This is a genomic window from Microbacterium sp. C23T (genome assembly GCF_053345975.1).
This window is the reverse complement of the sequence record NZ_JBKFBD010000015.1, coordinates 16,684-42,113: the sequence shown is the minus strand read 5'-3', so window position 1 is coordinate 42,113 and position 25,430 is coordinate 16,684. Positions and strand designations below refer to the sequence as shown.

23 protein-coding genes are annotated in these 25,430 nt (G+C 70.0%); 13 read left to right on the top strand and 10 right to left on the bottom strand.

The window, feature by feature from the left end; all coding sequences use genetic code 11:
- Nucleotides 1-23: 23 nt before the first annotated feature.
- A complete protein-coding gene (locus ACLBXX_RS10180) occupies nucleotides 24-605 on the bottom strand; it encodes a thymidine kinase (protein WP_447657928.1) in 582 nt (193 codons plus the stop codon).
- 63 nt (nucleotides 606-668) lie between these two features.
- Between ACLBXX_RS10180 and ACLBXX_RS10175 the strand changes: the two genes are divergently transcribed.
- The 3 genes from ACLBXX_RS10175 to ACLBXX_RS10165 are packed head-to-tail and all read left to right on the top strand — an operon-like array spanning nucleotide 669 to nucleotide 3,328.
- Nucleotides 669-1,718: a DUF2804 domain-containing protein gene (locus tag ACLBXX_RS10175; protein ID WP_447657927.1), complete on the top strand. Its 1,050-nt coding sequence runs from the start codon at nucleotides 669-671 to the stop codon at nucleotides 1,716-1,718.
- Between the two features lie 54 nt (nucleotides 1,719-1,772).
- Complete coding sequence (locus ACLBXX_RS10170) at nucleotides 1,773-2,597, top strand: ABC transporter ATP-binding protein (RefSeq protein ID WP_447657926.1); 825 nt, start codon at nucleotides 1,773-1,775, stop codon at nucleotides 2,595-2,597.
- The gene (locus ACLBXX_RS10165; protein WP_447657925.1) at nucleotides 2,594-3,328 is read left to right on the top strand and encodes an ABC transporter permease; all 735 of its coding nucleotides are present in this window, start codon (nucleotides 2,594-2,596) and stop codon (nucleotides 3,326-3,328) included. The genes ACLBXX_RS10170 and ACLBXX_RS10165 overlap by 4 nt, the downstream gene beginning before the upstream one ends.
- Nucleotides 3,329-3,343: 15 nt before the next feature.
- On the opposite strand, the gene ACLBXX_RS10160 is transcribed toward ACLBXX_RS10165, so the two are convergent.
- A complete protein-coding gene (locus ACLBXX_RS10160; RefSeq protein WP_447657924.1) occupies nucleotides 3,344-3,784 on the bottom strand; it encodes a MarR family winged helix-turn-helix transcriptional regulator in 441 nt (146 codons plus the stop codon).
- A 42-nt stretch (nucleotides 3,785-3,826) separates the two neighbouring features.
- On the opposite strand from ACLBXX_RS10160, the gene ACLBXX_RS10155 reads away from it, so the two are divergent.
- On the top strand, nucleotides 3,827-5,626 hold the full coding sequence (locus ACLBXX_RS10155; RefSeq protein ID WP_447657923.1) for a DUF2207 domain-containing protein: 1,800 nt from the start codon (nucleotides 3,827-3,829) through the stop codon (nucleotides 5,624-5,626).
- Nucleotides 5,627-5,660: 34 nt separating this feature from the next.
- Here ACLBXX_RS10155 and ACLBXX_RS10150 read toward each other — a convergent pair whose 3' ends face one another.
- The 4 genes from ACLBXX_RS10150 to ACLBXX_RS10135 are packed head-to-tail and all read right to left on the bottom strand — an operon-like array spanning nucleotide 5,661 to nucleotide 9,524.
- Nucleotides 5,661-7,142, bottom strand: coding sequence for a sodium/solute symporter (locus tag ACLBXX_RS10150; protein ID WP_447657922.1), 1,482 nt, complete (start codon nucleotides 7,140-7,142; stop codon nucleotides 5,661-5,663).
- Complete coding sequence (locus ACLBXX_RS10145; RefSeq protein ID WP_447657921.1) at nucleotides 7,139-7,549, bottom strand: hypothetical protein; 411 nt, start codon at nucleotides 7,547-7,549, stop codon at nucleotides 7,139-7,141. Before ACLBXX_RS10145 ends, ACLBXX_RS10150 begins: the two co-directional genes overlap by 4 nt.
- Nucleotides 7,546-8,289: a LytR/AlgR family response regulator transcription factor gene (locus ACLBXX_RS10140; RefSeq protein ID WP_447657920.1), complete on the bottom strand. Its 744-nt coding sequence runs from the start codon at nucleotides 8,287-8,289 to the stop codon at nucleotides 7,546-7,548. The genes ACLBXX_RS10145 and ACLBXX_RS10140 overlap by 4 nt, the downstream gene beginning before the upstream one ends.
- Nucleotides 8,286-9,524 (bottom strand): sensor histidine kinase, encoded by a 1,239-nt coding sequence (locus ACLBXX_RS10135; RefSeq protein ID WP_447657919.1) that lies wholly within the window; start codon nucleotides 9,522-9,524, stop codon nucleotides 8,286-8,288. The genes ACLBXX_RS10140 and ACLBXX_RS10135 overlap by 4 nt, the downstream gene beginning before the upstream one ends.
- 180 nt (nucleotides 9,525-9,704) lie before the next feature.
- Between ACLBXX_RS10135 and ACLBXX_RS10130 the strand changes: the two genes are divergently transcribed.
- Together ACLBXX_RS10130 and ACLBXX_RS10125 are read left to right on the top strand one after the other, a co-directional pair.
- A complete protein-coding gene (locus ACLBXX_RS10130; protein WP_310285457.1) occupies nucleotides 9,705-10,073 on the top strand; it encodes a DUF485 domain-containing protein in 369 nt (122 codons plus the stop codon).
- A complete protein-coding gene (locus ACLBXX_RS10125) occupies nucleotides 10,073-11,689 on the top strand; it encodes a solute symporter family protein (RefSeq protein WP_310285456.1) in 1,617 nt (538 codons plus the stop codon). The genes ACLBXX_RS10130 and ACLBXX_RS10125 overlap by 1 nt, the downstream gene beginning before the upstream one ends.
- 462 nt (nucleotides 11,690-12,151) lie before the next feature.
- On the opposite strand, the gene ACLBXX_RS10120 is transcribed toward ACLBXX_RS10125, so the two are convergent.
- Nucleotides 12,152-13,750: a DUF5060 domain-containing protein gene (locus ACLBXX_RS10120; RefSeq protein ID WP_447657918.1), complete on the bottom strand. Its 1,599-nt coding sequence runs from the start codon at nucleotides 13,748-13,750 to the stop codon at nucleotides 12,152-12,154.
- A 177-nt stretch (nucleotides 13,751-13,927) separates the two neighbouring features.
- On the opposite strand from ACLBXX_RS10120, the gene ACLBXX_RS10115 reads away from it, so the two are divergent.
- Nucleotides 13,928-14,698, top strand: coding sequence for a DUF899 domain-containing protein (locus ACLBXX_RS10115; RefSeq protein ID WP_447657917.1), 771 nt, complete (start codon nucleotides 13,928-13,930; stop codon nucleotides 14,696-14,698).
- Nucleotides 14,699-14,702: 4 nt separating this feature from the next.
- Here ACLBXX_RS10115 and ACLBXX_RS10110 read toward each other — a convergent pair whose 3' ends face one another.
- Entirely contained in the window at nucleotides 14,703-15,596 is an 894-nt protein-coding gene (locus ACLBXX_RS10110) for an aggregation-promoting factor C-terminal-like domain-containing protein (RefSeq protein ID WP_447657916.1), read from the bottom strand.
- A gap of 303 nt (nucleotides 15,597-15,899) precedes the next feature.
- Here ACLBXX_RS10110 and ACLBXX_RS10105 point away from each other — a divergent pair, with 303 nt between their 5' ends.
- Both ACLBXX_RS10105 and ACLBXX_RS10100 read left to right on the top strand, forming a co-directional pair.
- A complete protein-coding gene (locus ACLBXX_RS10105) occupies nucleotides 15,900-17,855 on the top strand; it encodes a GMC family oxidoreductase N-terminal domain-containing protein (RefSeq protein WP_447657915.1) in 1,956 nt (651 codons plus the stop codon).
- A gap of 132 nt (nucleotides 17,856-17,987) precedes the next feature.
- Entirely contained in the window at nucleotides 17,988-20,093 is a 2,106-nt protein-coding gene (locus tag ACLBXX_RS10100; protein ID WP_447657914.1) for a glucose PTS transporter subunit IIA, read from the top strand.
- 323 nt (nucleotides 20,094-20,416) lie between these two features.
- On the opposite strand, the gene pgi is transcribed toward ACLBXX_RS10100, so the two are convergent.
- Nucleotides 20,417-22,099, bottom strand: coding sequence for a glucose-6-phosphate isomerase (pgi, locus tag ACLBXX_RS10095; protein ID WP_447657913.1), 1,683 nt, complete (start codon nucleotides 22,097-22,099; stop codon nucleotides 20,417-20,419).
- Between the two features lie 122 nt (nucleotides 22,100-22,221).
- Here pgi and ACLBXX_RS10090 point away from each other — a divergent pair, with 122 nt between their 5' ends.
- The 3 genes from ACLBXX_RS10090 to ACLBXX_RS10080 are packed head-to-tail and all read left to right on the top strand — an operon-like array spanning nucleotide 22,222 to nucleotide 23,912.
- Complete coding sequence (locus ACLBXX_RS10090) at nucleotides 22,222-23,064, top strand: Cof-type HAD-IIB family hydrolase (RefSeq protein ID WP_447657912.1); 843 nt, start codon at nucleotides 22,222-22,224, stop codon at nucleotides 23,062-23,064.
- Nucleotides 23,065-23,073: 9 nt separating this feature from the next.
- On the top strand, nucleotides 23,074-23,442 hold the full coding sequence (locus tag ACLBXX_RS10085; RefSeq protein ID WP_447657911.1) for an HNH endonuclease: 369 nt from the start codon (nucleotides 23,074-23,076) through the stop codon (nucleotides 23,440-23,442).
- A complete protein-coding gene (locus ACLBXX_RS10080; protein ID WP_447657910.1) occupies nucleotides 23,439-23,912 on the top strand; it encodes an N-acetyltransferase family protein in 474 nt (157 codons plus the stop codon). The genes ACLBXX_RS10085 and ACLBXX_RS10080 overlap by 4 nt, the downstream gene beginning before the upstream one ends.
- A gap of 72 nt (nucleotides 23,913-23,984) precedes the next feature.
- On the opposite strand, the gene ACLBXX_RS10075 is transcribed toward ACLBXX_RS10080, so the two are convergent.
- Entirely contained in the window at nucleotides 23,985-24,740 is a 756-nt protein-coding gene (locus ACLBXX_RS10075) for an SDR family NAD(P)-dependent oxidoreductase (protein ID WP_310285441.1), read from the bottom strand.
- A 108-nt stretch (nucleotides 24,741-24,848) separates the two neighbouring features.
- Between ACLBXX_RS10075 and ACLBXX_RS10070 the strand changes: the two genes are divergently transcribed.
- The gene (locus ACLBXX_RS10070; protein WP_447657909.1) at nucleotides 24,849-25,430 is read left to right on the top strand and encodes a TetR/AcrR family transcriptional regulator; all 582 of its coding nucleotides are present in this window, start codon (nucleotides 24,849-24,851) and stop codon (nucleotides 25,428-25,430) included.

The window sequence follows — 25,430 nt, the reverse complement described above, 5'->3', positions numbered from 1 at the left end:
GAGTCGGGACGGATGCTGCGGGCTCAGGTACGCCCCGCGGTGAAGTGGCGGCGGCAGCGGGCCTGATAGGACTCGATGCCGCCGACCTGCGCGGCGGTCGGCACCCGCGGGTCGCCGGCGGTGTCGGCGGCGATGCGCTGGTGGAAGGCGGCGTCCTCGCCGCAGACCGCGCACACGGCCGTGAGCTTGAGGACGTCCTCGGCGATCGCCATCAGCGCCGGAAGCGGCTCGAACGGGCGCCCGTCGAACGTGACGCACAGCCCCGACACCACCACGGTCACGCCTCCTGCGACGAGCTCGTCGACGGCCGCCACGAGGTCCGTGCCGAAGAACTGCGCCTCGTCGATCGCGACGAGGTCGAGGCCGCGGCCCTGCACGCCGGCGACGAGCGCCGCCACGTCGGGCGCCGACCGCGACGGCACGCTCAGCCCGGAGTGCGAACTCACCAGCCCTTCGCCGCGGCGGTCGTCCAGGGCGTGACTCACCACCTCGACCTCGAGTCCCGCGATGCGCGCGCGGCGGACGCGGCGCAGCAGCTCCTCCGACTTTCCGGCGAACATCGGACCGGCGACGACCTGCAGCCTCGCCTGGGCGCGCGTGTGCATGGCGCCAGACTACGTCCGCCTAGGATCGAACCACCCGACCCCGGACCGTCAGCAAGGATGCCGATGACCGCAGAATCCTCCGCGCCCGCCCGCCCGCGCCATCCCGCCGATCGCGCCCGCCCCGAGCGCGAGCTGACCGCACCCGTGTCGCTCACGCTCCCGAACGGTCGGGTGAACCCCGACGCGATCGGCTGGGCGCGGCAGCCGCTCGTCGACACGTCGGGCATCGGTCGCGGACTCGGGCGCAACAAGCGGTGGGAGTACTGGAACGTCACGACGCCGACCCACATCCTCGCGCTCACCGTGTCGTCGATCGACTACGCCGCGGTGCACGAGGTGTGGGTGTTCGACCGCGCCACCGAGCGCGCCTGGGGCAAGAGCGCGACGGTGATCCCGGCCCGTGACGTCGAACTCCCGGCGAACGTCGAGAGCGGTCCTGCGCGCGGGCGCGCGAAGGACCTCGAGATCGAGATCGTCCCCGAGCCCGGGGGTGCGCGCCTGCGTGCGCGGATCCCGGATGCCTCGTTCGACGTGTTCGCCGCGCTCCCCGAGCATCATGAGCGTCTGGCCGTGGTGGTGCCGTGGAGCACGACCCGCTTCCAGTACACCGTCAAGGACGTCGCGCGCCCCGCCTCGGGGTCGGTGACGATCGACGGCAGCACGGACGACGTGCCTGCCGGCGAGTCGTGGGCGGTGCTCGACCACGGCCGCGGACGGTGGCCGTACGACATCGGCTGGAACTGGGGCGCGGGCTCCGGCAGCTCGGGCGGGCGCACGATCGGCATCCAGGTCGGCGGCGGCTGGACCGCGGGCACGGGGTCGACCGAGAACGCCGTCTTCATCGACGGACGGCTCCACAAGATCCACGACGAGCTCGACTGGGACTACGACATCGCCGACTGGCGGACGCCCTGGCGCATCAGCGGCGGCGGGCTTGAGGCATCCTTCACGCCCTTCTACGACAAAGTCACCCGCACCAACCTCGGAATCGTCGCCTCCCGCACCGACCAGTGCTTCGGACATTGGGCAGGAACGTTCGCGGTGCCGAACGGCGACATCGTCGCGTTCGACGGGATCGTCGGCTTCGCCGAGGAGGTCCGAAACCGCTGGTGACCCTTGCCGCGCGTCTCGTTGACGGCGAGGGGGTGGGGGAGCACTATTCGTCTCGTGACGAACAATGCGGAGACGGATGCTGTGAGCGTGCGTGGTCTGCACGTCACGCGCGGAAAGACCGAGGTGTTCACCGGGCTCGATCTGCACATTCCCCGGGGGCAGATCACCGGCCTGCTCGGACCCTCGGGCTGCGGCAAGACCACGCTGATGCGCTCGATCGTGGGCGTGCAGAAGATGGCGGGTGGCGACGTGACTGTGCTCGGCGAACCGGCGGGGTCGCGCGCGCTGCGCAAGCGGGTCGCGTACGACACGCAGGCCGCGTCGGTCTACGGCGACCTCACGATCCAGCAGAACCTGCGCTACTTCGCGCGGCTGGTCGATGCGCCCCGCACCGACGTCGATCGCGTCATCGAGCAGGTCGGCCTCGCCGACCAGCGCGACCAGACCATCGACTCGCTGTCGGGCGGACAGGAGAGCCGCGTCTCGCTCGCGGTGGCCATGCTCGGAGTGCCCGAGCTGCTCGTGCTCGACGAGCCCACCGTCGGCCTCGACCCGCTGCTGCGTGCCGAGCTGTGGGAGGTCTTCCGCGGCCTCGCCGACGCCGGCGCGACGCTCATCGTCTCGAGCCACGTCATGGACGAAGCCCTCCGGTGCGACCGTCTCGTCCTCATGCGCGCGGGCCGCATCATCGCTGACACGACCCCCGACGGCCTCTTCGCCGACACCGGGACGACGGACCCGGATGCCGCGTTCCTCACGCTCATCGAGCGCGACGCGCACGCTCGCACGGAGGCCGAGGCGCAGCATCCGCTCACCCGCAGAGAGGCGCGCGAGCAGGCCGAGCATGCGCACCACGCGGACGAGGGGAGCGCCTCATGAACGGGGTGCTGACCCTCGCGACCGCCGGGCGGGTGCTCCGGCAGCTCAGCCACGACCCGCGCTCGATCGCGCTCATGCTCGTCGCCCCGAGCCTGCTCGTGGGCCTGTTCGCGTGGTTGTTCAGCGATCAGGAGGGCGTGTTCGACCAGTTCGGCGGTCCGATCCTGGCGCTGTTCCCGTTCATCGTGATGTTCCTGATCACCTCGATCACGACGCTCCGCGAGCGACGGTCGGGAACCCTCGAGCGGCTCATGACGACGCCGATCGCGAAGGCCGACTTCATCCTCGGGTACGGACTCGCGTTCGGGCTCATGGCGACGCTGCAGGCGGTCATCACCGTCACCTTCGCGGTGTGGGTGTGCGGGCTCCAGGTCGACGGTCCGCTCTGGCAGCTGGGGCTCGTCGCCGTCGTCGATGCGATCCTCGGCACCGCGCTCGGGCTCCTGGCGAGCGCCTTCGCACGCACCGAGTTCCAGGCGGTGCAGTTCATGCCGCTCATCGTGTTCCCGCAGATCATCCTCGGCGGCCTGTTCATGCCCCGCGAGGACATGCCCGAGGCGCTGTACCAGATCTCGAAGATCCTGCCGCTGAGCTACGCCATCGACACGATCAACGCGGTCACCGACGGCGACGAGGGCTGGGAGGTCTTCGGGCCCCTGCTCATCGTGGTCGCGTTCGCCGTGGGCGCGCTGATCCTCGCGTCGCTCACGCTCCGGCGCCGGACACCATAGCCCGACGGCCCGGAGTCAGCAGCTGGGCTGCTTCTTGCGGAGCTTCGCGGTGAGGTCGCGCAGCTGGCAGAGCTCGTCGTCCGAGAGGAGCGACATGCGCTCGGCGATCGCCCTGCCGTGGGCGCTGGCGATGCGGCGGAACAGCGACGCCCCGGCATCCGTCGCATGCACGAGCGCCCCGCGCCCGTCGTCGGGGTCGGCGCACTTCGTGATCAGTCCGCGCGCGACCATGCGGTCGACGAGGCGCGAGACGCTCGGCTGGCTGATCAGCATGTTCGCCGTCACGTCGCGCAGACGCGCGGTGAGGTCGTCGGCGCGGGTGACCGTGAGGAGCACGTCGTACTCGGCCTGGCTCAGCGTCTCGTCGTCGAAGTCGTCGTTGATGTCGCCGAACACCTCGTGCTGCGCGCGGAAGAGACTCTCCCACGCGTCGATGGCGAGACGGCGATCGGTCATAGCGTCAAGATTAGAGCCTCGCGCCGACCCTAGGCTGGCCCCATGGCGTCTTCTGCAGTCGCGTCCTGGCGCACGCATCGTCTCGGAGTCGTGGGGCTGGTGCTCGCGCTGCTCGCCGGAGTGGTGCTCGCGGGCCTGACCCCGAGCCCGGCGCACGCGGGTGTCGACGATTTCTCGTTCGAGAGCCTCGACGTGGAGTACCAGCTGGGCCGCGCCGAGGACGGCACCAGCACCCTGACCGTCGTCGAGACGTTCGTGGCGCTGTTCCCCGAGTTCGACCAGAACCGCGGCATGCGCCGCTCGATCCCCGACAGCTATCTGGGTGCACCGCTGCACCCCGAGCTCGTCTCGATCACCGACGAGACCGGCGCACCCCGCGCCCAGGAGACGGAGTCCGAGGACGGCTCCTACTCCATGACGTCCCGCGCCGACGACTACGTCCACGGGCGCCAGACGTACGTGTTCACCTACACGCTCGAAAACGTGACGCGGTACTTCGCCGACACCGGCGCCGACGAGTTCTACTGGGACGTCAACGGGGTCGCCTGGCCGCAGCCGTTCGGGCGCATCACCGCGCGCGTGACGATGCCCGACGACCTCGAGGCCGCGCGCACCGGCGCGCAGTCCTGCTACGTCGGGTACCAGGGCTCGACCCAGACCTGCCCGATCGAGGATGCCGACGGGACGATCGCGGCCTCGGCCGAGAATGTGCAGCCGTATCAGACGCTGACGATCGCGATCGGGTTCGACCCCGACACGTTCACCGAGTTCGACCCGGACTATCTGGCCTCGCCCTGGGGCTGGCTGCAGAGCGGGGTGGCCGTGCTCGGACTCGGCACCGCCCTCGTACTGGCAGCCGTCACCCGCCGTCGCCATCTCCGCGACGAGCCCGGGCGTCCCGTCATCATCGCGGAGTACACGCCGCCGCGCGGCATCGATGCCCTCGAGAGCGCCGTGCTGCTCGGCCGCACCACGAAGGCGATCCCGGCCGAGGTGCTCGAGCAGGCGGTGGTGGGCAGCATCCGTATCGAAGAGGGCCCGCCCAAGTGGTTCGGCGGCACGAAGCTGAAGGCCGTGCTCGTGGACCCGTCCCTCGCCGACGGAGACGGACGGATGCTGCTGCCCGGCCTGTTCCCGCAGGGCTTCCCGGGCGAGGAGTTCGAGTTCGGCCGCTCCGACACGAGGTTCTCGACGACGGCGCAGAAGGTGCTGAAGGCGGCGTCGGCGGAGCTGTCGTCGAGGGGACTCCGGCGGAAGGTGGCGCTCCGCGCCCGCGCGTGGCCGGTCGTCATCGCGATCGTCTCCGCGGTCCTCGTGCTGCTCTTCGGCATCGGAGCGCTGGCGGGTTACGTGACGGCGTGGGTGCCGATCCTGCTGATCATCGGTTCGGTGCTCGTCGTGCTGCTGGTGGCGGGGATGGTGTCGCGCAAGCCCCTCACCGCCGCCGGCGCCGAGACGCGCGACCACCTGCTCGGGCTGAAGGAGTTCATCGAGTGGGCCGAGGCCGACCGCATCCGCATGCTGCAGTCTCCGCAGGGCGCTGAGCGTGTGCGCGTCGACGTCTCCGACCCGCGCATGAAGCTGAAGCTGTACGAGACCCTGCTGCCGTACGCGGTGGTGTTCGGCCAGGAGAAGGAATGGGCCGAGGAGCTCGCCGTGCTCTACGGCTCGGGCAACTCACCCGGCTGGTACTCGGGATCGACCGGCTTCAACGCGGCCGCGTTCTCGGCCGGGATCTCGAACCTGTCGACGTCGGCCTCCTCGTCGTCGTCCTCCGGCGGGTCGTCGGGCGGCGGCTCCGCGGGCGGCGGCGGTGGCGGCGGCGGGGGCGGCGGCGTCTGATCCGGGATGCTGCCCCTCGGTAAACGCGGTCGCTTCAGCCTTCGCGCGGGTGAGAGCGCATCGGCTCCGGCACATGCAGCCGGGTGAGGAACCGGTCCGTGCCGCGAGGGATGCCGCGGCGATCGCCGAGTGAGACGACCACCGTCACGACCACCGCGACCGGGACGGTCCACGCCGCGGGCTGCTCGAGGAACGGGCGCAGGACGGGGAGTCCTGCCGTCACGAGCCCGCTGCCCAAGATCGCCACGCCGGAGAGCACCGCGCCGGTGAGCATCCCCGCGATCGCGCCGCGTGCCGTGAGCCCGCGCCACCAGATGCCGAGCAGCAGCACGGGGCACAGCGTCGAGGCGGTGAAGGCGAAGACCAGGCCGACGCTGCCGGCGAGCCCCGCCGGCTCCGTTGCCAGTGCGACGACCAGGGGGACGAACGACGAGAGCACCGCCGCGATGCGGAAGCCGCGCACGCTGCCGCCGAGCAGGTCCTGGCTGATCACGCCGGCGAGCGACACGACGAGCCCCGACGAGGTGGAGAGGAAGGCCGCGAACGCCCCCGCGATGACGAGGGCCGTCAGCACGTCGCCGAGCGGCCCCGCGATCAGCCGATCGGGCAGCAGCAGGATGAGCGCGTCGGCGTCGCCCGACTGCGCGAGGTCGGGCGCGAACGCGCGGCCGAGGAATCCGAACGCGGTCGGGAAGAGGTAGAACACCGACAGCAGCACGAGCACGATGACGGTCGTGCGCCGTGCAGCGACGCCGTCGGGGTTCGTGTAGAAGCGCACCAGCACGTGGGGCAGTCCGAGCGTGCCGAGCAGCAGCGCCACCATGAGCGACACCGTGCGGTAGACCTCGAGGTCGCCGGGGCCGGCGCTCGGCGGGAACGCCTCGACCGGTGGCAGCGCGGGCTGCACGTCGCCGATGAGGAGCAGGATCGCGACCACCGGGATCGCGAGGGCCGTGAGCTTCAGCCAGAACTGGAACGCCTGCACGAAGGTGATCGAGCGCATGCCGCCCGCCGCGACGACCACCGCCACGATGACGGCGACAGCGACGGATCCCACCCACGAGGGAAGACCCGTCGTGATCCGCACGGTGAGGGCCGCGCCCTGCAGCTGGGGCACGATGTAGAACCACCCGATGACGATCACGAGCGTGCTCGTCACGCGCCGCGCCCACAGGGAGTCCAGCCGCGCCTCGGTGAAGTCGGGGATCGTGTACGCCCCCGAGCGGCGCAGCGGTGCGGCCACGAACAGCAGCAGCATCAGGTATCCCGCCGTGTACCCGATCGGGAACCACAGCGCCGACGAGCCCGTGAGCAGGATGAGACCGGCGATGCCCAGGAACGACGCCGCGGACAAGTACTCGCCGCCGATCGCCGACGCGTTCCACCACGGCCGCACCGTGCGGCTCGCGACGTAGAAGTCGCTCGTCGTGCGCGACACCCGCAGGCCGTAGAAGCCGATGAGCGCCGACGCCACGGCCACCGCGGCGATCGCGACGTAGCCGATCGCGGGGTTCACTCGTCCTCCGCCAGCGCGCGGTAGCGCGCCTCGTTGCGCGACGCCGCGCGCACGTAGAGTCCGCCGACGGTGATGGCGAGCGGGTAGACGCCGGCCCCCAGCAGCAGCCACGACAGCGGCACCCCGAGGACGAACGTCGTGTCGAGCTGGGGGACGAGGGCGATGGCGAGCACGAACAGCGCGGTCGCCACGACGAATCCCAGCGCGAACACGATCCCGAGCCGCAGCTGCGAGCGGATCAGCGAGCGCACGTATACGCCGGCGATGTCGCTCGTCGGCCCTCCGTCCGCCTCCGGCGAGGACGAGCGGACGGATGCTGCGGGGGAGCCTGCGTGCGGAGCGGTGACGCGTACCCGACCCGGGGCGGGCGGCTGCCGGTCAGGGGGTGCGGCGTCGCCCGAGGTCATGAGCGCGGCCGGATCGTCGTCGACTCCAGCCTCTCGCGGAGCGCCGGAAGGCACCGCCGGCTCACCGGCAGCTCGGCACCGCCGACGGTGACGCTGGGGTGGTCGCCCCCGAGCCGGAGGCGGGCGAGGTGGGGGATCGCGACGAGGTAGGAGCGGTGGATCCGCACGAACGCATCGGACCACTGCCGCTCGAGATCCGACATCGGCACGCGCACGAGGTAGCTCGCCTCCTCGGTGTGCAGCCGCGCGTAGTCGCCCTGGGCCTGCACGTACCGCACCTCGTCACGCCGGATCATGCGCGTCGTTCCGCCGAGCGTGACGGCGATGAGCTCCGGTTGGGCCGAGGCCGCGTCATCCGTCGCCGGCGCAGCCTGCGCTTTCATCGCCTCGATGACGCGCGTGACCGACCGATGCAGCCGCTCGGTGCGCACGGGCTTGAGGAGGTAGTCCACCGCCGCGAGGTCGAAGGCCTCGAGGGCGCTCTCCTCGTCGGCGGTCACGAAGACGAGGGCCGGCCGGCGCTCGAACCGCTGCAGGGCGCGCGCGAGGTCGAAGCCGCTCAGACCCGGCATGTGGATGTCGAGGAACGCGGCGTCGACGCTCTCCCGCGTGAGCAGCCGGATCGCCTCCGCACCGGAGGGGGCCTGGTGGATGACGCCGATGCGCGGGTCCTGTCCGAGCAGGAACGCGAGCTCGTCGATCGCGGGCTGCTCGTCGTCGGCGATGAGGACGGAGATCACGGTTCGCGCCTGCCCTCGGGCCGCTCGAGGGTCGCCGTCGCACGGACGGGACCGGTGGATGCCGCGACCCGGCCGGGTTGCGACTTCGGCACGCGCATCCGCACCAGCGTGCCCGCACCGACGTTCGTGTCCACGACGAGCCCATGCTCATCGCCGTAGACCTGCCGGAGCCGTGCGTCGACGTTGCGGAGGCCCACGTGCTCACCCGGCGCGCCGCCGGCGAGCGCGCGCTCGAGCACGACCGGGTCGATGCCGACGCCGTCATCCTCGACGCTGATCTCGGCGAACGCCCCTCGATCGGAGGCCTCGATCGTGATGTGGCCGCCGCCTTCCTTGCCCTCGAGTCCGTGGCGCACCGCGTTCTCGACGAGCGGCTGGATCGACAGGAACGGGACCACCGTCGACAGCACCTCGGGGGCGATCTGCAGGGTCACCTTCAGGCGCTCGCCGAACCGCGCGCGCTCGAGCTTCAGGTAGCTGTCGATCGAGCGGAGCTCCTCGGCGACGGTGGTGAAGTCGCCGTGCCGGCGGAACGAGTACCGCGTGAAGTCGGCGAACTCGAGCACGAGGTCGCGGGCCTTCGCCGGGTCGGTGTTGATGAAGGAGGCGATGGCGTTCAGCGAGTTGTAGATGAAGTGCGGGCTGATCTGCGCGCGGAGCGCGCGCACCTCGGCCTCGGCGAGGGCCGCGCGCGACGCGTCGAGCTCGCCGAGCTCCACCTGGGCCGCCACCCAGTCCGCAACCTCGCCGGTCGCGCGCACGAGCCCGGCCCGCACGCGCGGCGCGAACGCGACGATGGCCCCCGCGGGCACGCCGCCCGCGAGGATCGGCGCTGCGACAGCATCCGTCTCCCGTTCGCCGATCCGGGTGCGTCGCTGCATCTGCGTGCGACCCGACGCGCGGGCCTCGGCGGCCAGCCGCCCGGCGACCTCGCGGACGGCGTCGTCGCCCTCGACGGTCACGTGACCCGACGGGTCGACGAGCGCGAGCGTCTCGCACCCGAGGAGGGCCTTGAGATGGCGACCGGCCCGGGTCGCGTCCCCTTCGGCGATGCCGCCGCGCAGGTGCTTGGCGGCGCGGCTCGCGAGGTGGAGGGTCTGGTACGTGGCCTGCTCGACGTCGGTGCCGAGCTCCTTGGATGCCACCACGATGCGCCGGAGCAGGATCACGACGCCGACCGCGAGAGCCCCGGCGAGGACGCCGGCGGCAGCGGCGAGCAGCATCGACTCGGGCATGCGGCCAGCGTAGCCGTCGTTCGTCGTCAGCCGACCGCCGTTCGTCGCACCGTGGGCGCCGCTCACCGACGACGAACGGCGACCGCCCCCAGTCCCACCGGCCGAACGCGAGCATGGTCGCACTGTCAACGCAGAGGCGCGGCCGACGGACGCGCCGATCCCCCTCGAAGGAGAGACGCCATGGGCAACGAAGCCCCCAGCGCCGCCACGAACCTCGCAGAGGTCGACTACGGCGCGGTGCAAGCATCACCTGAATTCCAACGGCTCCGCCGCACGCATCGGAGCTTCGTCTTTCCGGTGCTGGGCGCGTGCCTGGCCTGGTATTTCGCGTACGTCCTCCTCGCCAGCTACGCCCACGACTTCATGTCGATCCGGGTGTTCGGCAGCGTCAACATCGCGATGGTCCTCGGCATGGCGCAGGTTGTCACGACCTTCGCCGTCACTACCTGGTACGTCCACTACGCCAACAAGCGCCTCGACCCGCTCGCGGAGGAGATCCGCGACGAGATCGAGACCGGCGAATTCGAGAACGCAGGGGAGACGCGCTGATGCGGCACTTCACGGAAGCGGCGACCACGTCGCCGGGTGAGCCCTGGCTCAACATCGCCATCTTCGGCGCGTTCGTCGCCGTCACGATGGTGATCGTGTTCCGCGCCAGCCGGAACAACAAGACCGCGGCGGACTACTACGCTGCCGGCCGCTCGTTCACGGGCGGCCAGAACGGCTCCGCCATCGCCGGCGACTACCTGTCGGCGGCGTCGTTCCTCGGCATCGTCGGAGCGATCGCGATGACCGGCTATGACGGGTTCCTCTACTCGATCGGCTTCCTCGTCGCGTGGCTCGTGGCGCTCCTGCTCGTCGCGGAGCTGCTGCGCAACACCGGCAAGTTCACGATGGCCGACGTGCTGTCGTTCCGCCTCAAGCAGCGCCCGGTGCGCATCGCCGCGGCGACGACGACCCTCGTGGTCTGCTTCTTCTACCTGCTCGCGCAGATGGCGGGCGCCGGCGGCCTGGTGTCGCTGCTGCTCGGCATCGGCGACCAGCTCGGCCAGGCCGTCGTCATCACGGTGGTGGGCGCGCTCATGATCCTCTACGTGCTCATCGGCGGCATGAAGGGCACCACCTGGGTGCAGATCATCAAGGCCGTGCTGCTCATCGCTGGCGCCGGTGTGATGACCGTGTGGGTGCTCGCGCTCAACGGCTTCGACTTCTCGGCACTGCTCGACAAGGCCGTGGCCGTCGCCGAGAACCCGGCGATCCTCGACCCGGGCCTCAAGTACGGCGTCTCGGACACCTCGAAGATCGACTTCCTGTCGCTGGGTCTCGCCCTGGTGCTCGGCACCGCGGCGCTGCCTCACGTGCTGATGCGCTTCTACACGGTGCCTACGGCCAAGGAAGCGCGCAAGTCCGTCGTGTGGGCCATCTGGCTCATCGGCATCTTCTACGTCTTCACGCTGGTCCTCGGCTACGGTGCCGCCGCTCTGGTCGGTCCTGCGGTCATCGCCGCGGCGCCCGGCGGCCCGAACTCGGCGGCCCCGCTGCTCGCGTTCTCGCTGGGCGGACCGCTGCTGCTCGGCCTCATCTCGGCGATCGCATTCGCGACGATCCTCGCGGTCGTCGCCGGCCTCACGATCACCGCCGCCGCGTCGTTCGCGCACGACATCTATGCGTCGGTCGTGAAGAAGGGCAAGCCCGAGCCGGGCGCCGAAGTCAAGGTCGCGCGCCGCACGGTGGTCATCATCGGCATCGTCGCGATCATCGGCGGCATCGGAGCGAACGGTCAGAACGTCGCGTTCCTCGTGGCCCTCGCGTTCGCCGTCGCGGCCTCGGCGAACCTCCCGACGATCGTGTACTCGCTGTTCTGGAAGCGGTTCACGACCAAGGGCGCGCTGTGGAGCATGTACGGCGGTCTCGCCTCGGCGATCCTGCTCATCGTGTTCTCGCCGGTGGTCTCGGGCTCCGAGACGTCGATGCTGAAGACCGACGCGATCGACTTCGCGTGGTTCCCGCTGTCGAATCCCGGCATCATCTCGATCCCGCTCGCGTTCTTCCTCGGCTGGATCGTCAGCGTGCTCGACAAGACGCCGGAGGACCCGAAGAAGCAGTCCGAGATGGAGGTCCGCTCCCTCACCGGCATCGGCGCCGAGAAGGCGGTCAGCCACTAGAGCGGAGGGCAAGAGTAAGGGCCGGTCGGAGAGGCTACCGACCGGCCCTTGTCCCTTGCACCAAGAGTGTCCTGCAATCACATGCCGGTAGCTGCCACAGCAAAACAACTACCGTGCCTGCACTCTATAACGGTGAGATAACGCTGACAAGCGTTTTCTGTGATCTTTTCGTGATCTTCCCAGATGCGGCTCGACGGGCGGGTGCGCGAGCGTCGAAGGTCCTCGCCGACGAGCGGCCGAGCGGTCGCAGATGTCCTGGTCGGAAGGCAAAAGTGAAGGGCCGGTCGGAGAGGCTACCGACCGGCCCTTGTCCCTTGCACCAAGAGTGTCCTGCAATCACATGCCGGTAGCTGCCACAGCAAAACAACTACCGTGCAAGCACTCTATAACGGCCAGATAACGCTGACAAGAGTTCGCTGTTATGTTTTCGTGATCGGTCTCCTGAGAGCTCCGCGGGGCCGCTCAGGCCTGTGTGAACCTCACCGCGATCCACTGCTTTCCGGGCAGGCCGATCGATGGACGCGCGGGGTCCTGTGCGCCGCGGGGGACCTTCGCCATGTTGAACACGCCTGCGGGGGTGACCGTCATGTTCCAGGTGTCGATGATGTCGACCTTGTAGGAGCGACCCGCGCCGCTGGGCAGGATGGCCGCCCATTCGGTCGGGGTGTCCTCGCCGAAGTACTTCACGTAGTACTGGTTGTCGACGCCGGCGATGTCGTAGTCCCAGTCCGGCTGGAGCGCGTTGATGCCGGGCGCGGGGCCGTCCTCCATGATCTGCTTGAGGAAGGCCAGCCGGGGCGCGCTGTTGCCGTTGAGCGTGCCGCCCTGCCCGAGCCACGAGATGCTCGGCTTCTGCTCGGGGTTGAGGGTCTCGCCGTGCCCGCAGTAGGTGCCGCCGACGAACGTGTTCCAGAACCGGTGGGTCATCTGCTCGCCGGAGAGCTGGCCCCACCGCTCGCTGATGTTGCCCTCGTAGGCAACTTCGTCGAAGATCACCGGCTTCAACGCGAACTGGCGGTGGAAGTGGGCTCGGAGGCCGTCCAGTGCGGCGCCTGCGCTCTGGACGCTCGCGTGCGTGATCCAGGGCTTGCGGTGGTCGTAGTAGATGTTCTTGTTGTGGATCGACCGCAGTCGGTTGTGGGGGTCGGCTGACTGCAGGACCTGGAACAGGTGGTCCCAGTCGTCGAGCTTCTTCGTCTTGATGCCGTCGTACTCGTTCGCCATCGACCACCACACATTGCGGTACGCGCCGAAGCGCGCGGCCATGTAGCGCACGTACCGCTCATCGTGCTCGCGCGCCATGTCGGAGTAGCCGCGAGCGGTGTCGTACGGCTGGTACAGCACGACATCGGCCTGGATCCCGAGCTCGAGCAGCCTCTGGATGCGGCTCTCGTAGCGGCGGAAGTAGGCGGGGTCGATGCGCGTCGGGTCCCAGTCCTTGAGCCCGGGGCCGGTGCGGATGAAGGGATCGGTCGCTTCAGCCGGCACGTTGGGGAACACCAGCATGCGGATCTTGTTGAACGGGGACGTGCTGAGGGTGTCGAGCGTCACCTCGCACTTCTCGTCGGACTGCAGCGCCCACGAGTACGACGTGGTGCCGATCTGGCGGTAGGGCGAGCCGTCGGCGTAGACGAAGTGGTACCCGTTCGGGACGACCAGCACCGGACCGTGGTTCCCTGCGGACGGTTCCACCACGGTGAGTCGGCCCGTCTGGCGCAGCGCCGGCTGGTTGCTGTCGACGGCCCAGGTCCACTCGCCCGTCTGGGGTGGCGAGAACCGCACCCGGAAGGTCCCGTCGCCGTCGTAGAAGCCGGGCACCGTGATCGTCTGGCCCGCGCCCTGGTACACGGCCGCGAGCGTGACGTCGACGTAGGGGTTGCCCTTGTCGGGACCGCGCAGAACGATCTCGTGCATGCCCCAGCGCTCGACCGTCTTGGGGTTGTTCGCACTCTCTCCCTGCCCCCCGGGCGTCGCCGCAGTCGCGGGGCTCGGCACTCCGATCGCCGCAGCGGCGCCCAGAATGGCGGCGCCGGTCAAGACCGTTCGTCGTGTGATCTCCATCGATCATCCTCCAGATGATTCTTCGAGGTGGATTTACTGCCTCCCCAGGCTATGAACATTGCGAGTATTCTCGCTAGCCCGTATAAACATGCAGCCCCTTGATCGACGGAGGGCCTTGACGTCGAAAACCAGATGTGTACAGTGTCAACATACGCACTCGCACACTCGGAGGTTCCGATGCAGAGCTCGACCCAGAACGCCCTTCCGCCCGTCGTCGATGCCGAGGAATGGCGACGCGAGCTCGATGAGCTCCGCGTGCGCGAGAAGGCGGCGACGCGAGAGCTCGACGCCATCGCGGCGCAGCGCCGGAGGCTGCCGATGGTGGAGATGCCCGACTACACGCTGATGGGCGAGTACGGCCCGGTGCGCCTGGTCGACGTCTTCGAGGGCAAGTCGCAGCTCATCGTCTACAACCACATGTGGTTCGAGGGGAAGCAATGGCACTGCCCGGGCTGCACCGGCTACACCTCGCAGTTCACCCGGCTCGACTTCCTCGATGCCTACGACGCCCGGTTCGTCATCGTGACGCAGGGTCCGATCGACGAAGCGCTCGAGTACAAGGAGCGCACGGGCAACCGCATGGACTGGTACTCCACCGCCGGCAGCCCGTTCGGCGCCGACGTCGACGCGCCCGCCGGAGGCGGTTTCGCGGTGAACGTCTTTCTCCGCGACGGCGACACCGTCTACCGCACCTGGCACACGAACGGCCGGGGCACCGAGCAGCTGAGCCACACGTTCCCGCTCATCGACGTGCTCCCGTACGGCCGCCAGGAGGAATGGCAGGACTCGCCGGAGGGCTGGCCGAAGACCGACGCCTACGACGGCTGGTTCACGTCGCAGAAGGTCGCGGAGCTGTACGGACCCGGCGTGCACACGCACGCGTCGAGCACGGATGCCGCACCCCGCGACTGCGGCCGGGGTGCGGCATCCGTTTCAGGTCGAAGCTGACCGATCAGTACCAGTCGGTGGCCTGCGAGTGGCCCCACGCGGCGCACGGCGTGCCGTACGAGCCGGCGATGTAGCCGAGGCCCCACGCGATCTGGGTCGCGGCGTTGGTCTGCCAGTCGGCGCCCGCGCTGGCCATCTTGTTGCCGGGGAGCGACTGCGGGATGCCCGTCGCGCCGCTGCCGGCGTTGTAAGCCTGGTAGTTCCAGCTCGATTCCTTGTTCCAGAGCGACTCGAGGCACGAGAACTGGCCGTCGCCCCAGCCGTACTGCGAGGCGGCCATCTGGCGCGCGGTCGCCTTGGCGCCCTCGGGAGTGTTCGCGGCGGCGAGCGCGGCGGCAGCCTCTTCGGCCTGGCGCTGCGCCTCGGCGGCTGCGGCTGCGGCGGCTGCGGCCGCCTCTTCCGCGGCCTTCTTCTCCTTGGCGGCGGCGAGGTGCTCGCGCAGCTCTGCCACCCGGGTCTTCACCGTCTCGGTGACGGCGCTCGCGTCGGCGGTGAGGCCCGGAACCAGGAGCATGGGAACGAGGTCGACCTTCGCGAGGCGGTCGGCCGCCTGCTCGAGGCCAGCGGTGTCGACAGAGGTGTCGCCGATGCCCAGGTCGAGTCCCGCGGCGGCGATGTCGGCGGTGACCGAGGCGGCGTCGCTCAGCGCGACGCGGGCCGAGAGCAGGGTGCCCTGCGCGTCGACGCGGATGTCGCGGAAGGAGTCGGCGGTCGCTTCGGGTGCGGCGGCCGAGGCGATGGCCGAGGCGGCCAGCGGGGCGGCGGCGGCGAGTGCCGGAGAAGCGAGCGTGAGGCCCGTCGTGAGGAGCACGCCCAGGGCGGCTCCGGTGGCGACGGCGGGCACGAAGAAGCGGCGGCGTGAACGGCGGGCAGGCGTGGGTGACTGGTCTGAATGCATGACGAACGTACGATCCTTCGGGTTTCGCGCCGCGGGTATCGGCGCCCGTGCGCCTTCGGGTCGGACGCACAAGTCCCCGAGTCTGCCTCATCGTGTCTGGACGGTTCCCGGTGGTTTCCTGGACGGAACGTGAGAGCGCTTTTCCGGGAAAGGCCTGATCGGAGAATGAGAATCTTCTCACGTGACGGACTCGGTGGGTCTCCCACGCCGGCCACGCGCTGTGAATCGCTGTTCACTTAACCCTTGTCGGAGCCCGACGGATGGTGCATGCTGGCCGCAGCAACGGCGCACCTGGAGGCACCCATGACGTTGACCGCAGCGCAGCGGGCGACATTCGAGTCCATCTTCGACACCTTCGCTCCCGGCGACGGCAACGGCATCCCCTCGGCCACCCGGCTGGGCGCGGTCCCGATCGCCGAGGGCATGCTCGAGGCGAACCCGCGGAAGGAGGAGGCGGAGCTCCTCGCCCGCGTGCTGTCGCTGTGGGACACGCCGCTCGGCGGCGTGCTCCTGGGCATCGGCCCACGCCGGTTCTCGACGCTTCCGGCCGCGAAGCGCGAGGCCGCGCTCATCGCGCTGTCGGACTCGCGCGTGCCCCTCAAGCGCGTGCTGTTCCAGAACCTGAAGTCGGCCGCGATGCTGTCGTACTACATCGCCCCGGGAGCGGACGGCGCCTCACCCCTGTGGTCGTCGATGGGCTATCCCGGTCCTCCGGGTCCGCGCGCCGAAGCGGCGACGCCGCCGCTGCACCCGCAGACGCCCGAGTCCGATCTCTCGCTCGACTGCGACGTGGTCGTCGTCGGCTCGGGGGCGGGTGGCGGGACGGCCGCCGCGGTGCTCGCCGCGCGGGGGCTCGAGGTGATCGTGCTCGAGAAGGGCGCCTACTACGACGATCGGGACTTCGACGGCAGCGAGCTCGGCGGACTCGCCCGCCTGTACGCGCCAGGACCCTCCGCGACGGCCGAGGGGCAGCTCAGCATCCTGTCGGCGCAATGCCTCGGCGGCGGCACCGTCGTGAACTTCTCGACCTCGTTCCGCACACCCGATCACGTGCGCGAGGAATGGGCCGCGCACGGGGTGCCGCAGTTCACGACGCCCGAGTTCGACGCCGCCCTCGACGCCGTGTGGGCGCGGCTCGGCGTGAACGGCGCGTACAGCGCGCCGTCGGCGCGCGACCGCATCATGGAGCGCGGACTCACGAGCCTCGGCTGGCATGTCGGCGCGCTCGAGCGCAACGTCGTCGGCTGCGACACCGGTCTCGAGTGCGGCCGCTGCGGCTACGGGTGCCGCATCGGCGCGAAGCAGTCGGTCACGAAGACATGGCTGACGGATGCCGAGGGCTCCGGTGCGCGGCTCTACACGGGCGTCGACGTGCGAAAGGTCGAGACCGCGGCGGGCCGGGCGACGGGCGTGACGGGCCGCACCGCGGCCGGGCACTTCGTCACGGTCCGCGCCCGCGCGGTCGTGGTCGCCGGCGGAGCGGTTCAGACGCCGGCGCTGCTGCGTCGCTCGGGATTGACGAACCCGAACATCGGCAAGCACCTGCGCCTGCACCCCGCGACGGCGGTGTGGGCGGAGTTCGACGAGGAGGTGCGTCCGTGGGAAGGTGCCATGCAGGCGCGCTACTCCGCCCAGCACGCCGACCTCGACGGCTCGGGCTACGGCGCCGTGTACGAGACCGCGGCCGCCAACCCGGGCCTGTCGGTGGCGTTCCAGTCGTGGCGCGGCGCGCAGTCCCACCTCGAGGTGATGAAGCGCCTCGCGCACTACTCGAGCGTCGGCGTCATCACACGTGACCAGGACGCGGGCGAGGTGCGCGTCGACAAGTCCGGTGAGCCGACCATGCACTACCTCCTGTCGGACCGCGACGCCGCCCGCGTGCAGGCGGGGGTGGCGGGCGCGTCCCGCATCCTCGAAGCGGCCGGTGCGCTGCGCATGTTCTCGGGGCATCAGGCGGGCATCGAGTGGACCCGCGCCGACGGCGAGCCGCTCGACGCCTTCATCGCGCGCTGCGCCGCGGCCGGGTACGGGCCGGGGCGGTGCTCCATGGCGGCCCTGCACATCATGGGGTCCGCGCGCATGGGCGGCTCTGCGGCCACGAGCGCGGTCGACCCCGACGGCGCCACGTGGGAGGTGCCCAACCTCGTCGTGGCGGACGCCTCCACCTTCCCCACGGCCTCCGGCGTCAACCCGATGATCTCGATCGAGGCCATCGCGTACATGACGGCGACCCGTCTCGCCGGCCGTCTGGGGGGATGACTCCGTAACGAAAGTCCTGGCGTGTGGGTATTTCCCGCGCCATCGGGCGGGCGCTAGCGTTGCGCTCGACGGGGCACGGCGTGGTGCGGTGCGTCGTCGGTGCGCGCACGACACCTCGCGAAGGAGAGATCCATGGCTACATCGTCCGCAGCAGACATCGTCAAGGCCGTCGGCGGCGCCGGCAACATCGAGAGCCTGACGCACTGCGCCACCCGGCTGAGATTCCAGCTCCATGACGCGTCCGGCGTCGACGCCAAGGCCGTCGAGGCGATCCCCGGAGTCATGGGCGCCGTGCCGCAGGCCGGCGAACGGTTCCAGGTCGTCATCGGCGGCGGCGTCCAGAACGTCTACAACGACATCATGGCCCTGCCCGAGATGAAGGGCGGCGCCGGAGGCGCAGCATCCGATCCAGACGACCTCGATTCCATCAAGGCGCGCGAGCGCGCGAAGGGCGTGCGCGGCAAGGTCGCGTGGATCGACTCCTTCTTCGAGTTCCTGTCGGACTCGTTCCGGCCGCTTCTCGGCGCTCTCCTCGGAGCGTCGTTCTTCATCACGTTCATGGCGCTGCTGGCCACCGTGGGCGCCATCCCGGACTGGAATGCCCCGGGCGTGACGCTCGAGCCGTCGTGGGCGTTCGTCAACCTGATGTGGCAGTGCATCTTCGTGTTCCTGCCCCTGATGGTGGCGTACAACGCGACGAAGAAGGTCGGCGCAGACCCGTGGGTGGGCTTCGGCATCATGGCCGTGCTGATGCTCCCGGGCTTCCTCGCGCTCGGCGACGGGGTCGAGCCCACCGTGGTCTTCGGTGTCGATGTGACGATCGTGCCGATCTTCGGGTTCCCGCTGACGATCTTCGACTACAGCTCGCAGGTGTTCCCGCCGCTGCTGATGGCGGGTGCTCTCGGCCCGCTGTACAAGCTGTTGCGCAAGCTCATCCCTGCGAACCTGCAGCTCATCTTCGTGCCGTTCTTCGCCATGCTCGTCATGATCCCGCTGACGGCGTTCATCATCGGCCCGATCGGCGTCTACGCGGGCGCCGCGCTCGCGCAGGGGCTCGCGGCGATCAACAACTTCTCGCCGTTCATCTTCGCGATCGTGATTCCGCTCGCGTACCCCTTCATGGTGCCGCTGGGCCTGCACTGGCCGATCAACGCCGTCATGCTCCTGAACATCCAGACCCTCGGGTACGACTTCATCCAGGGCCCGATGGGCGCGTGGAACTTCGCGTGCTTCGGCGCGACCGCCGGCGTGCTCGTGCTGTCGCTCCGCCACCGCGACACGCAGATGCGCCAGACGGCGACCGGCGCGCTCGCCGCAGGCCTGCTCGGCGGCATCTCGGAGCCGTCGCTGTACGGCATCCATCTGCGGTTCAAGCGGATCTATCCCCGCATGCTCGTGGGCTGCTTCGTCGGCGGTCTCACGATCGGCATCGGCAGCCTCATCATGGGCCTGCCCGACGGCGTCACGACGCAGGCGTTCGTCTTCACGTCGCTGCTGACGATCCCGGCGTTCAACCCGATCGGGCTCTACGCGATCGCGATCGGTCTCGCGTTCTTCACATCGATGTTCCTGGTGATCTGGTCGAACTTCCGCACGCCCGAGCAGCAGGCCGAGTTCGAGGCGGCGCGCGACGCGGCCGAGGCGGCGGCTGCGGCCGAGCACGTCGCGCCCGCGGTCATCGAGGCGAGCGAGCCCCGCGCCATCGACGCGTCGGAGGCAGCCACGGCTGCGGCCGCCGTCCCGGTGGCCACCGCCGTGCTCGAGAAGGCGTCGATCGAAGTGCTGGCGCCGCTGGCGGGCAAGGTCGTTCCGCTGTCGGGGGTGCCCGACCCGGTGTTCGCGGGCGGGGTCATGGGCCCGGGTGCGGCCATCGAACCGGTCGGCGACACGGTGTTCTCACCGGGCGCGGGCGTGATCGCGGCGGCGCAGCCCACCGGGCACGCATTCGGCATCGTGCTCGACGGCGGTGTCGAGCTGCTGATCCACGTCGGCATCGACACCGTCAACCTGAAGGGCGAAGGCTTCGACGTGAAGGTGAAGAACGGCGACCGCGTCGAGCTGGGCACCCCCCTCGTGACCTTCGACCGCGCGGTGATCGAGAAGGCCGGCTACCCGCTCATCACGCCCGTCATCGTGCTCAACGCCGACGACTTCGGCGAGGTCTCGCCGGTGCTCGAGGGCGACATCGCCGTCGGCGGCTCGCTGATCACGGTCGACCCGAAGCCCGCCGAGGGCTGATCCTTCGCCTGGTGCCTCATTTTGGCGACTCGCCAGAGACTGCGGCGAATTCGTGAGCACCTTGGCGAGTCGCCAAGATTTGCGCGGTGGTGGCTTCGGCGAGATGCGCGCTCTGGCGGTTCTGGCGAGTCGCCAAGACGCGCAGCGGGGATGCGCCGAGTTTGGCGGGTCGTGGAGATGCGCGCGACGGCGGTTTGGCGACTCGCCAAGAAGCGCGGGGTGGATCCGCAGAGTCTGGCTACTCGCCAAATCCCACGTGCCGCGAACGACGAAGGGGGTGGATGCCGGGAACCACGGCATCCACCCCCTCGAGGTCGTGCGGATTACGCCTTGCGGTGCGCGGCGTAGTAGGCGAGGAGCGCGCGGGTCGAGGCATCCTGAGCCGCGATCGCCGCCTCGTCGCCCTCGATGGCCGGCGCGATCTGCAGCGCCAGCTGCTTGCCGAGCTCGACGCCCCACTGGTCGAACGAGTTGACGCCCCAGATCACGCCCTGCGTGAAGGTGATGTGCTCGTACAGCGCGACGAGCTGGCCGAGCACGGCAGGCGTGAGCGCCGGCGCGAAGATCGACGTCGTCGGCTTGTTGCCCGCGAACGTGCGAGCGGCGACCAGGGCGCCGGTCGTGCCCTCGGCCTCGACCTCTTCGGCCGTCTTGCCGAAGGCGAGGGCCTTGGTCTGCGCGAGGAAGTTCGACAGGAACAGGCCGTGCACGTCGCGGCCGCCGTCCTCGAGGGCGTAGGCGGGGTTCGCGAACGCGATGAAGTCCGCGGGGATGAGGCGCGTGCCCTGGTGGATCAGCTGGTAGAACGCGTGCTGCCCGTTGGTGCCGGGCTCGCCCCAGAACACCTCGCCCGTGTCGGTCGTCACGGGGGAGCCGTCCCAGCGGACGGACTTGCCGTTGGACTCCATGGTGAGCTGCTGCAGGTAGGCGGCGAAGCGCGAAAGCTGCTGGGCGTAGGGGAGCACGGCGTGCGACTGGGCGCCGAGGAAGTTCGAGTACCAGACGTTGAGGAGACCCATCAGCACCGGCACGTTGCGCTCGAGCGGCGTGTTCGCGACGTGCTCGTCGACCGCGTGGAAGCCGGCCAGCAGCTCGCGGAACACGTCGGGGCCGAGCTCGATCATGAGCGAGAGGCCGATGGCCGAGTCCACGGAGTAGCGGCCGCCGACCCAGTCCCAGAAGCCGAACGCGTTGTCGGTGTCGATGCCGAACGCGGCGACCTTGTCGAGAGCGGTCGAGACGGCGACGAAGTGGTGGGCGACGGCATCCGTCTTCGCCTCATCCGATCCGTCGATCGCGCCGGACGCCGCGAGGCCCGCCCAGAGCCAGTCGCGCGCCAGGCGCGCGTTGGTCAGGGTCTCGAGGGTGGTGAAGGTCTTCGACGCGACGATGAAGAGGGTGGTCTCGGGGTCGAGGTCCTTCGTCTTGTTCGCGATGTCGAAGGGGTCGATGTTCGACACGAAGCGGGCCTGGATGCCGGCGGTGGCGTAGGGCTCGAGCGCGGCCGAGATCATCACCGGGCCGAGGTCGGAGCCGCCGATGCCGATGTTGACGATGTGCGTGACCTTCTTGCCGGTCACACCCTTCCACTCGCCGGAGCGCACGCGGTCGGCGAAAGCGGTCATCGCGGTGAGCACCGACTGCACGTCGGCGTCGATGTCCTGGCCGTCGACGACGAGCGCGGGCTGGGCGCCTGCCGGACGGCGCAGCGCCGTGTGGAGCACCGCGCGGTCCTCAGTGGTGTTGATGTGCTCGCCGGCGAGCATCGCGGCGTAGCGCTCGGCGACGCCGGTCTCCTCGGCGAGCTTCACGAGCGCCGCGAGGATCTCGTCGGTCACGAGGTTCTTCGACAGGTCGACGTGCAGGTCGGCGAGCTCGAAGCTCAGGCGCTCGGCGCGACGCGGATCGATGGCGAACCAGTCGCGCAGATCGGGGGCGAACGAGTCGCGGATCGAGCTGAGCTCGGCCCAGGCGGACGTGGTGGTGGCGTCGATGGGAGCTGTCACGCACCCCAAGGTACCCGCGCGGGTGTGCGCGTTGGTTACGCGTTACTCACCGACCGCCGCCGGCTGTTGTGAGCAGGCGTCCCGCCCGGCGTTCAGGAAGCCGACCGTAGGCTGGAGGCACCATGCCCTTCCCCTCGCCCGACCTCCGCCTGATCGCCGTCGACATGGACGGCACCCTGCTCGACGGCCACGGCCGCATCCCCGATGGCCTGTGGCCGCTGCTGGACCGCCTGCACGCGGACGGCATCCGCTTCGCGCCGGCGAGCGGGCGGCAGCTCGCGACTCTCCAGCGCGCGTTCGCCGAGCACCTCGACCACATGGTGTTCATCGCCGAGAACGGCGCGTACGTCGTCGAGGGCGACACCGAGATCAGCTCTGACGCGATGGATGCCTCGTTCACGGCGTCTCTCGTCACGCGTCTTCGTGCGCTCGCCGCGGAGGGGCGCGACCTCGGAGTCGTCGTGTGCGGCAAGCGGTCGGCCTACATCGAGCGGGCCGACCACGCGTTCCTCCCCGAGGCCGAGAAGTACTACGCCCGCCTCGAGGCGGTGCCGGACCTGCTCGCGGTCGACGACCAGATCCTCAAGGTGGCGATCTTCGACTTCGCGGATGCCGCGGCCACCGCGCCCGCGCTCGAGGACCTGCGGGGCACCCACCAGGTGGTGGTCTCGGGCGAGCACTGGATCGACGTGATGAACCAGGGCGTCAACAAGGGCGTCGCGCTCCGGCGACTGCAGGCGGCGACCGGCATCACGCCCGAGCAGACGGCGGTGTTCGGCGACTACCTCAACGACCTCGAGATGATGGATGCCGCGTCCCTGTCGTTCGCGATGGCCAACGCGCACCCGGACGTCGCGGCGCGGGCGCGCTTCCGCGCCCCGTCGAACCTCGACCACGGCGTCATCACCACGATCGAGAAGCTCCTCGACGGCGTGCCCGACCCCGTCGCCCGACGGAGTCGATAGCCTTCGGGCATGGCGGTGAGTCAGACCAGGCGTGCGCGCGCATCCCGACGCCGTGCACGCCGGGTGGCCGCCGCCGACAACGACCTGACGCTCGACGAGTGGGAGTCCCTGGTCGAGGCGTGGGGAGCGTGCGCCTACTGCGGCGTGACGGCGGGCCCGTTCCAGAAGGACTGCGTGCTGCCGATCTCGCGCGGCGGCCGCTACACGTTCGAGAACGTCGTCCCCGCGTGCCGGTCGTGCAACGCGAGCAAGTGCAACGACGAGGTCACCGGGTGGCTGCGGCGCAAGCGGCTCGACGAGCGCGCGTTCCTGCTGCGTCATGTCGAGGTGCTCGCCGCGGGGCGCGGCACCGCCTCGGTTCCCCAGGAGACACCGTGACCGTCAGCATCCGTCCCTACGACAGCGCCGACTGGGACGACATCCAGCGCATCCACGATGCCGCGCGGCTCGACGAGCTCCGCGGCGCCGGTCTCCTCGATGCCTATCTCGACCTCGCCGCCACGTACGAGAACGAGGGCCTCTTCGACGACGAGGTCTGGGTCGCCGAGACCGACGGCGCGGTCACGGGCTTCATCGCCGGCAGCGTCGGCCCCGACGGTGGCGAGATCACCTGGATCTACGTCGACCCCGGCCAGTACCGCCGCGGCATCGGCCGGGCGCTCGTCGAGCATTTCGTCGCGCGCTCCGGCGGACGGGTCGAGCTCGAGGTGCTCGACGGAAACGCGGCGCGCGACTTCTACGAGGCGCTAGGCTTCGTGCTCGAGTCGACCACGACCGGCAAGCTCGCCGGTAACGAGATGTTCACCGCGACCGGACACACTCTGGTCTGGACCCCGCCGCAGCTGTAGACATCGCGCGGAATGGGAGGCGGCCCGCGTGCTTCGGGTGCACGCGGGCCGCCGGTTCCGGCGCGACGGCTGCTACTGCGCGGCGTATCCGCCGTCGACGAGGTGGTAGCTGCCGCTGACGAACGTGGCGGCGTCCGACGCGAGGAAGGCCACGAGGTTCGCGACCTCCTGCGGGTCGCCGAGGCGGCCCAGCGCGTGCTTCGCGGCAAGAGCCGTCTGCGCGTCGGCGTCGAGGTTCGCGTCGACGAGCGGCGTGTGGATGAAGCCGGGGCCGACCGCGTTCACGCGCACTCCCTGCGTGCCGTACTCGAGCGCAGCGTTCTTGGTGAGGCCGACGACGCCGTGCTTGGACGCGACATACGCCGACGACATGGGGATGCCGACCGAGCCGAGCACCGAGGAGATGTTGACGATCGAACCGCCGCCGTTCTTCGCGATCGCGGGCGCCTGCGCGCGCGTGCCGTAGAACACCGCGTTCAGGTTGATCTCGATGACCTTCTGCCACGAGTCGATCGGGTACTCGCCGACCGGTGCCGCCGCGCCGCCGATGCCGGCGTTGTTGACCGCGATCCGCAGGGGAGCGAGGGCCTCTGCGGCCTCGACGGCCGCCTGCCCGACCGCGGGGTCCGACACGTCGCCGACGAACGCGGCGGCCGTGCCGCCCGCGCCGGTGATCTCGGCGACGACCGCGTCCGCGGCCTCCTGTCGCACGTCCGCGACGAGGACCGCTGCGCCGTTGGCGGCGAGGGTGAGGGCGACCGCCCGGCCGATGCCGGATCCTGCGCCGGTGACGATCGCGGAACGCTCCGCGACATCGTACGTAGCCATGATTACCTCCGTTGGTGGCGTCATCGCGTGGCGCCGATCACTTCTCCGACATCTGTCGGGTATATATGAGTTAACCTACACCTGTCGAAAAGATTCCCCGGAGGCGCGATGGATCCCCGCAAGCAGCGCAGCCGTGACCGCCTGTACGCCGCGGCGCTCACCCTCGCGGCAGATCAGCCGATCTCGAGCCTGACGGTGACCCAGCTCGCCGACGCGGCCGGCGTGCACCGTTCGACGTTCTACGAGCACGCCGATTCGCCGCAGGGGCTCGTCGAGGCCGCGCTCACCGCGGAGCTCGACGTGCTGCGCAGCGACCTCATGAAGGATCCGGCGGATGCGGCCACCGCCGTCGCGACCGTCACCGAGGGCGTGCTGCACCACATCCTGCGGCACGTCGACATCTACCGCCGCGAACTCGCCGACGGCGGGGGAGCGCTCCACGCGATGCTCGGCCGCCACTTCCGCGGCACCACCGAGACGCTCCTGGAGCGCGGTCGCGTCCGGATCCCGGTGGACGTCGACGGCGTGAGCACCGCGACCGTCCAGGCCGCCGCGGCCCGCTTCCTCGCGGACGGCACGGTGGGGATCATCGACGGGTGGCTGCGGCATCCGTCTCCGCGGGTCGAGGACTTCCTCCGCGTGTATCTCGCGCTGCTGCCGGCCTGGTGGCCGCACCGCCCCGAGGTGTGA

Excerpts from the sequence above, each read along its gene's own strand:
- ACLBXX_RS10155 (WP_447657923.1), top strand. The coding sequence starts at position 3,827 with ATGGCGTCTTCTGCAGTCGCGTCCTGGCGCACGCATCGTCTCGGAGTC.
- ACLBXX_RS10115 (WP_447657917.1), top strand. The coding sequence starts at position 13,928 with ATGCAGAGCTCGACCCAGAACGCCCTTCCGCCCGTCGTCGATGCCGAG.
- ACLBXX_RS10180 (WP_447657928.1), bottom strand. The coding sequence starts at position 605 with ATGCACACGCGCGCCCAGGCGAGGCTGCAGGTCGTCGCCGGTCCGATG.
- ACLBXX_RS10090 (WP_447657912.1), top strand. The coding sequence starts at position 22,222 with ATGCCCTTCCCCTCGCCCGACCTCCGCCTGATCGCCGTCGACATGGAC.
- ACLBXX_RS10145 (WP_447657921.1), bottom strand. The coding sequence starts at position 7,549 with ATGACCTCGGGCGACGCCGCACCCCCTGACCGGCAGCCGCCCGCCCCG.
- ACLBXX_RS10105 (WP_447657915.1), top strand. The coding sequence starts at position 15,900 with ATGACGTTGACCGCAGCGCAGCGGGCGACATTCGAGTCCATCTTCGAC.
- ACLBXX_RS10085 (WP_447657911.1), top strand. The coding sequence starts at position 23,074 with ATGGCGGTGAGTCAGACCAGGCGTGCGCGCGCATCCCGACGCCGTGCA.
- ACLBXX_RS10110 (WP_447657916.1), bottom strand. The coding sequence starts at position 15,596 with ATGCATTCAGACCAGTCACCCACGCCTGCCCGCCGTTCACGCCGCCGC.
- ACLBXX_RS10160 (WP_447657924.1), bottom strand. The coding sequence starts at position 3,784 with ATGACCGATCGCCGTCTCGCCATCGACGCGTGGGAGAGTCTCTTCCGC.
- ACLBXX_RS10120 (WP_447657918.1), bottom strand. The coding sequence starts at position 13,750 with ATGGAGATCACACGACGAACGGTCTTGACCGGCGCCGCCATTCTGGGC.
- ACLBXX_RS10175 (WP_447657927.1), top strand. The coding sequence starts at position 669 with ATGACCGCAGAATCCTCCGCGCCCGCCCGCCCGCGCCATCCCGCCGAT.
- ACLBXX_RS10075 (WP_310285441.1), bottom strand. The coding sequence starts at position 24,740 with ATGGCTACGTACGATGTCGCGGAGCGTTCCGCGATCGTCACCGGCGCA.
- ACLBXX_RS10125 (WP_310285456.1), top strand. The coding sequence starts at position 10,073 with ATGCGGCACTTCACGGAAGCGGCGACCACGTCGCCGGGTGAGCCCTGG.
- ACLBXX_RS10100 (WP_447657914.1), top strand. The coding sequence starts at position 17,988 with ATGGCTACATCGTCCGCAGCAGACATCGTCAAGGCCGTCGGCGGCGCC.
- ACLBXX_RS10130 (WP_310285457.1), top strand. The coding sequence starts at position 9,705 with ATGGGCAACGAAGCCCCCAGCGCCGCCACGAACCTCGCAGAGGTCGAC.
- ACLBXX_RS10135 (WP_447657919.1), bottom strand. The coding sequence starts at position 9,524 with ATGCCCGAGTCGATGCTGCTCGCCGCTGCCGCCGGCGTCCTCGCCGGG.
- ACLBXX_RS10165 (WP_447657925.1), top strand. The coding sequence starts at position 2,594 with ATGAACGGGGTGCTGACCCTCGCGACCGCCGGGCGGGTGCTCCGGCAG.
- ACLBXX_RS10070 (WP_447657909.1), top strand. The coding sequence starts at position 24,849 with ATGGATCCCCGCAAGCAGCGCAGCCGTGACCGCCTGTACGCCGCGGCG.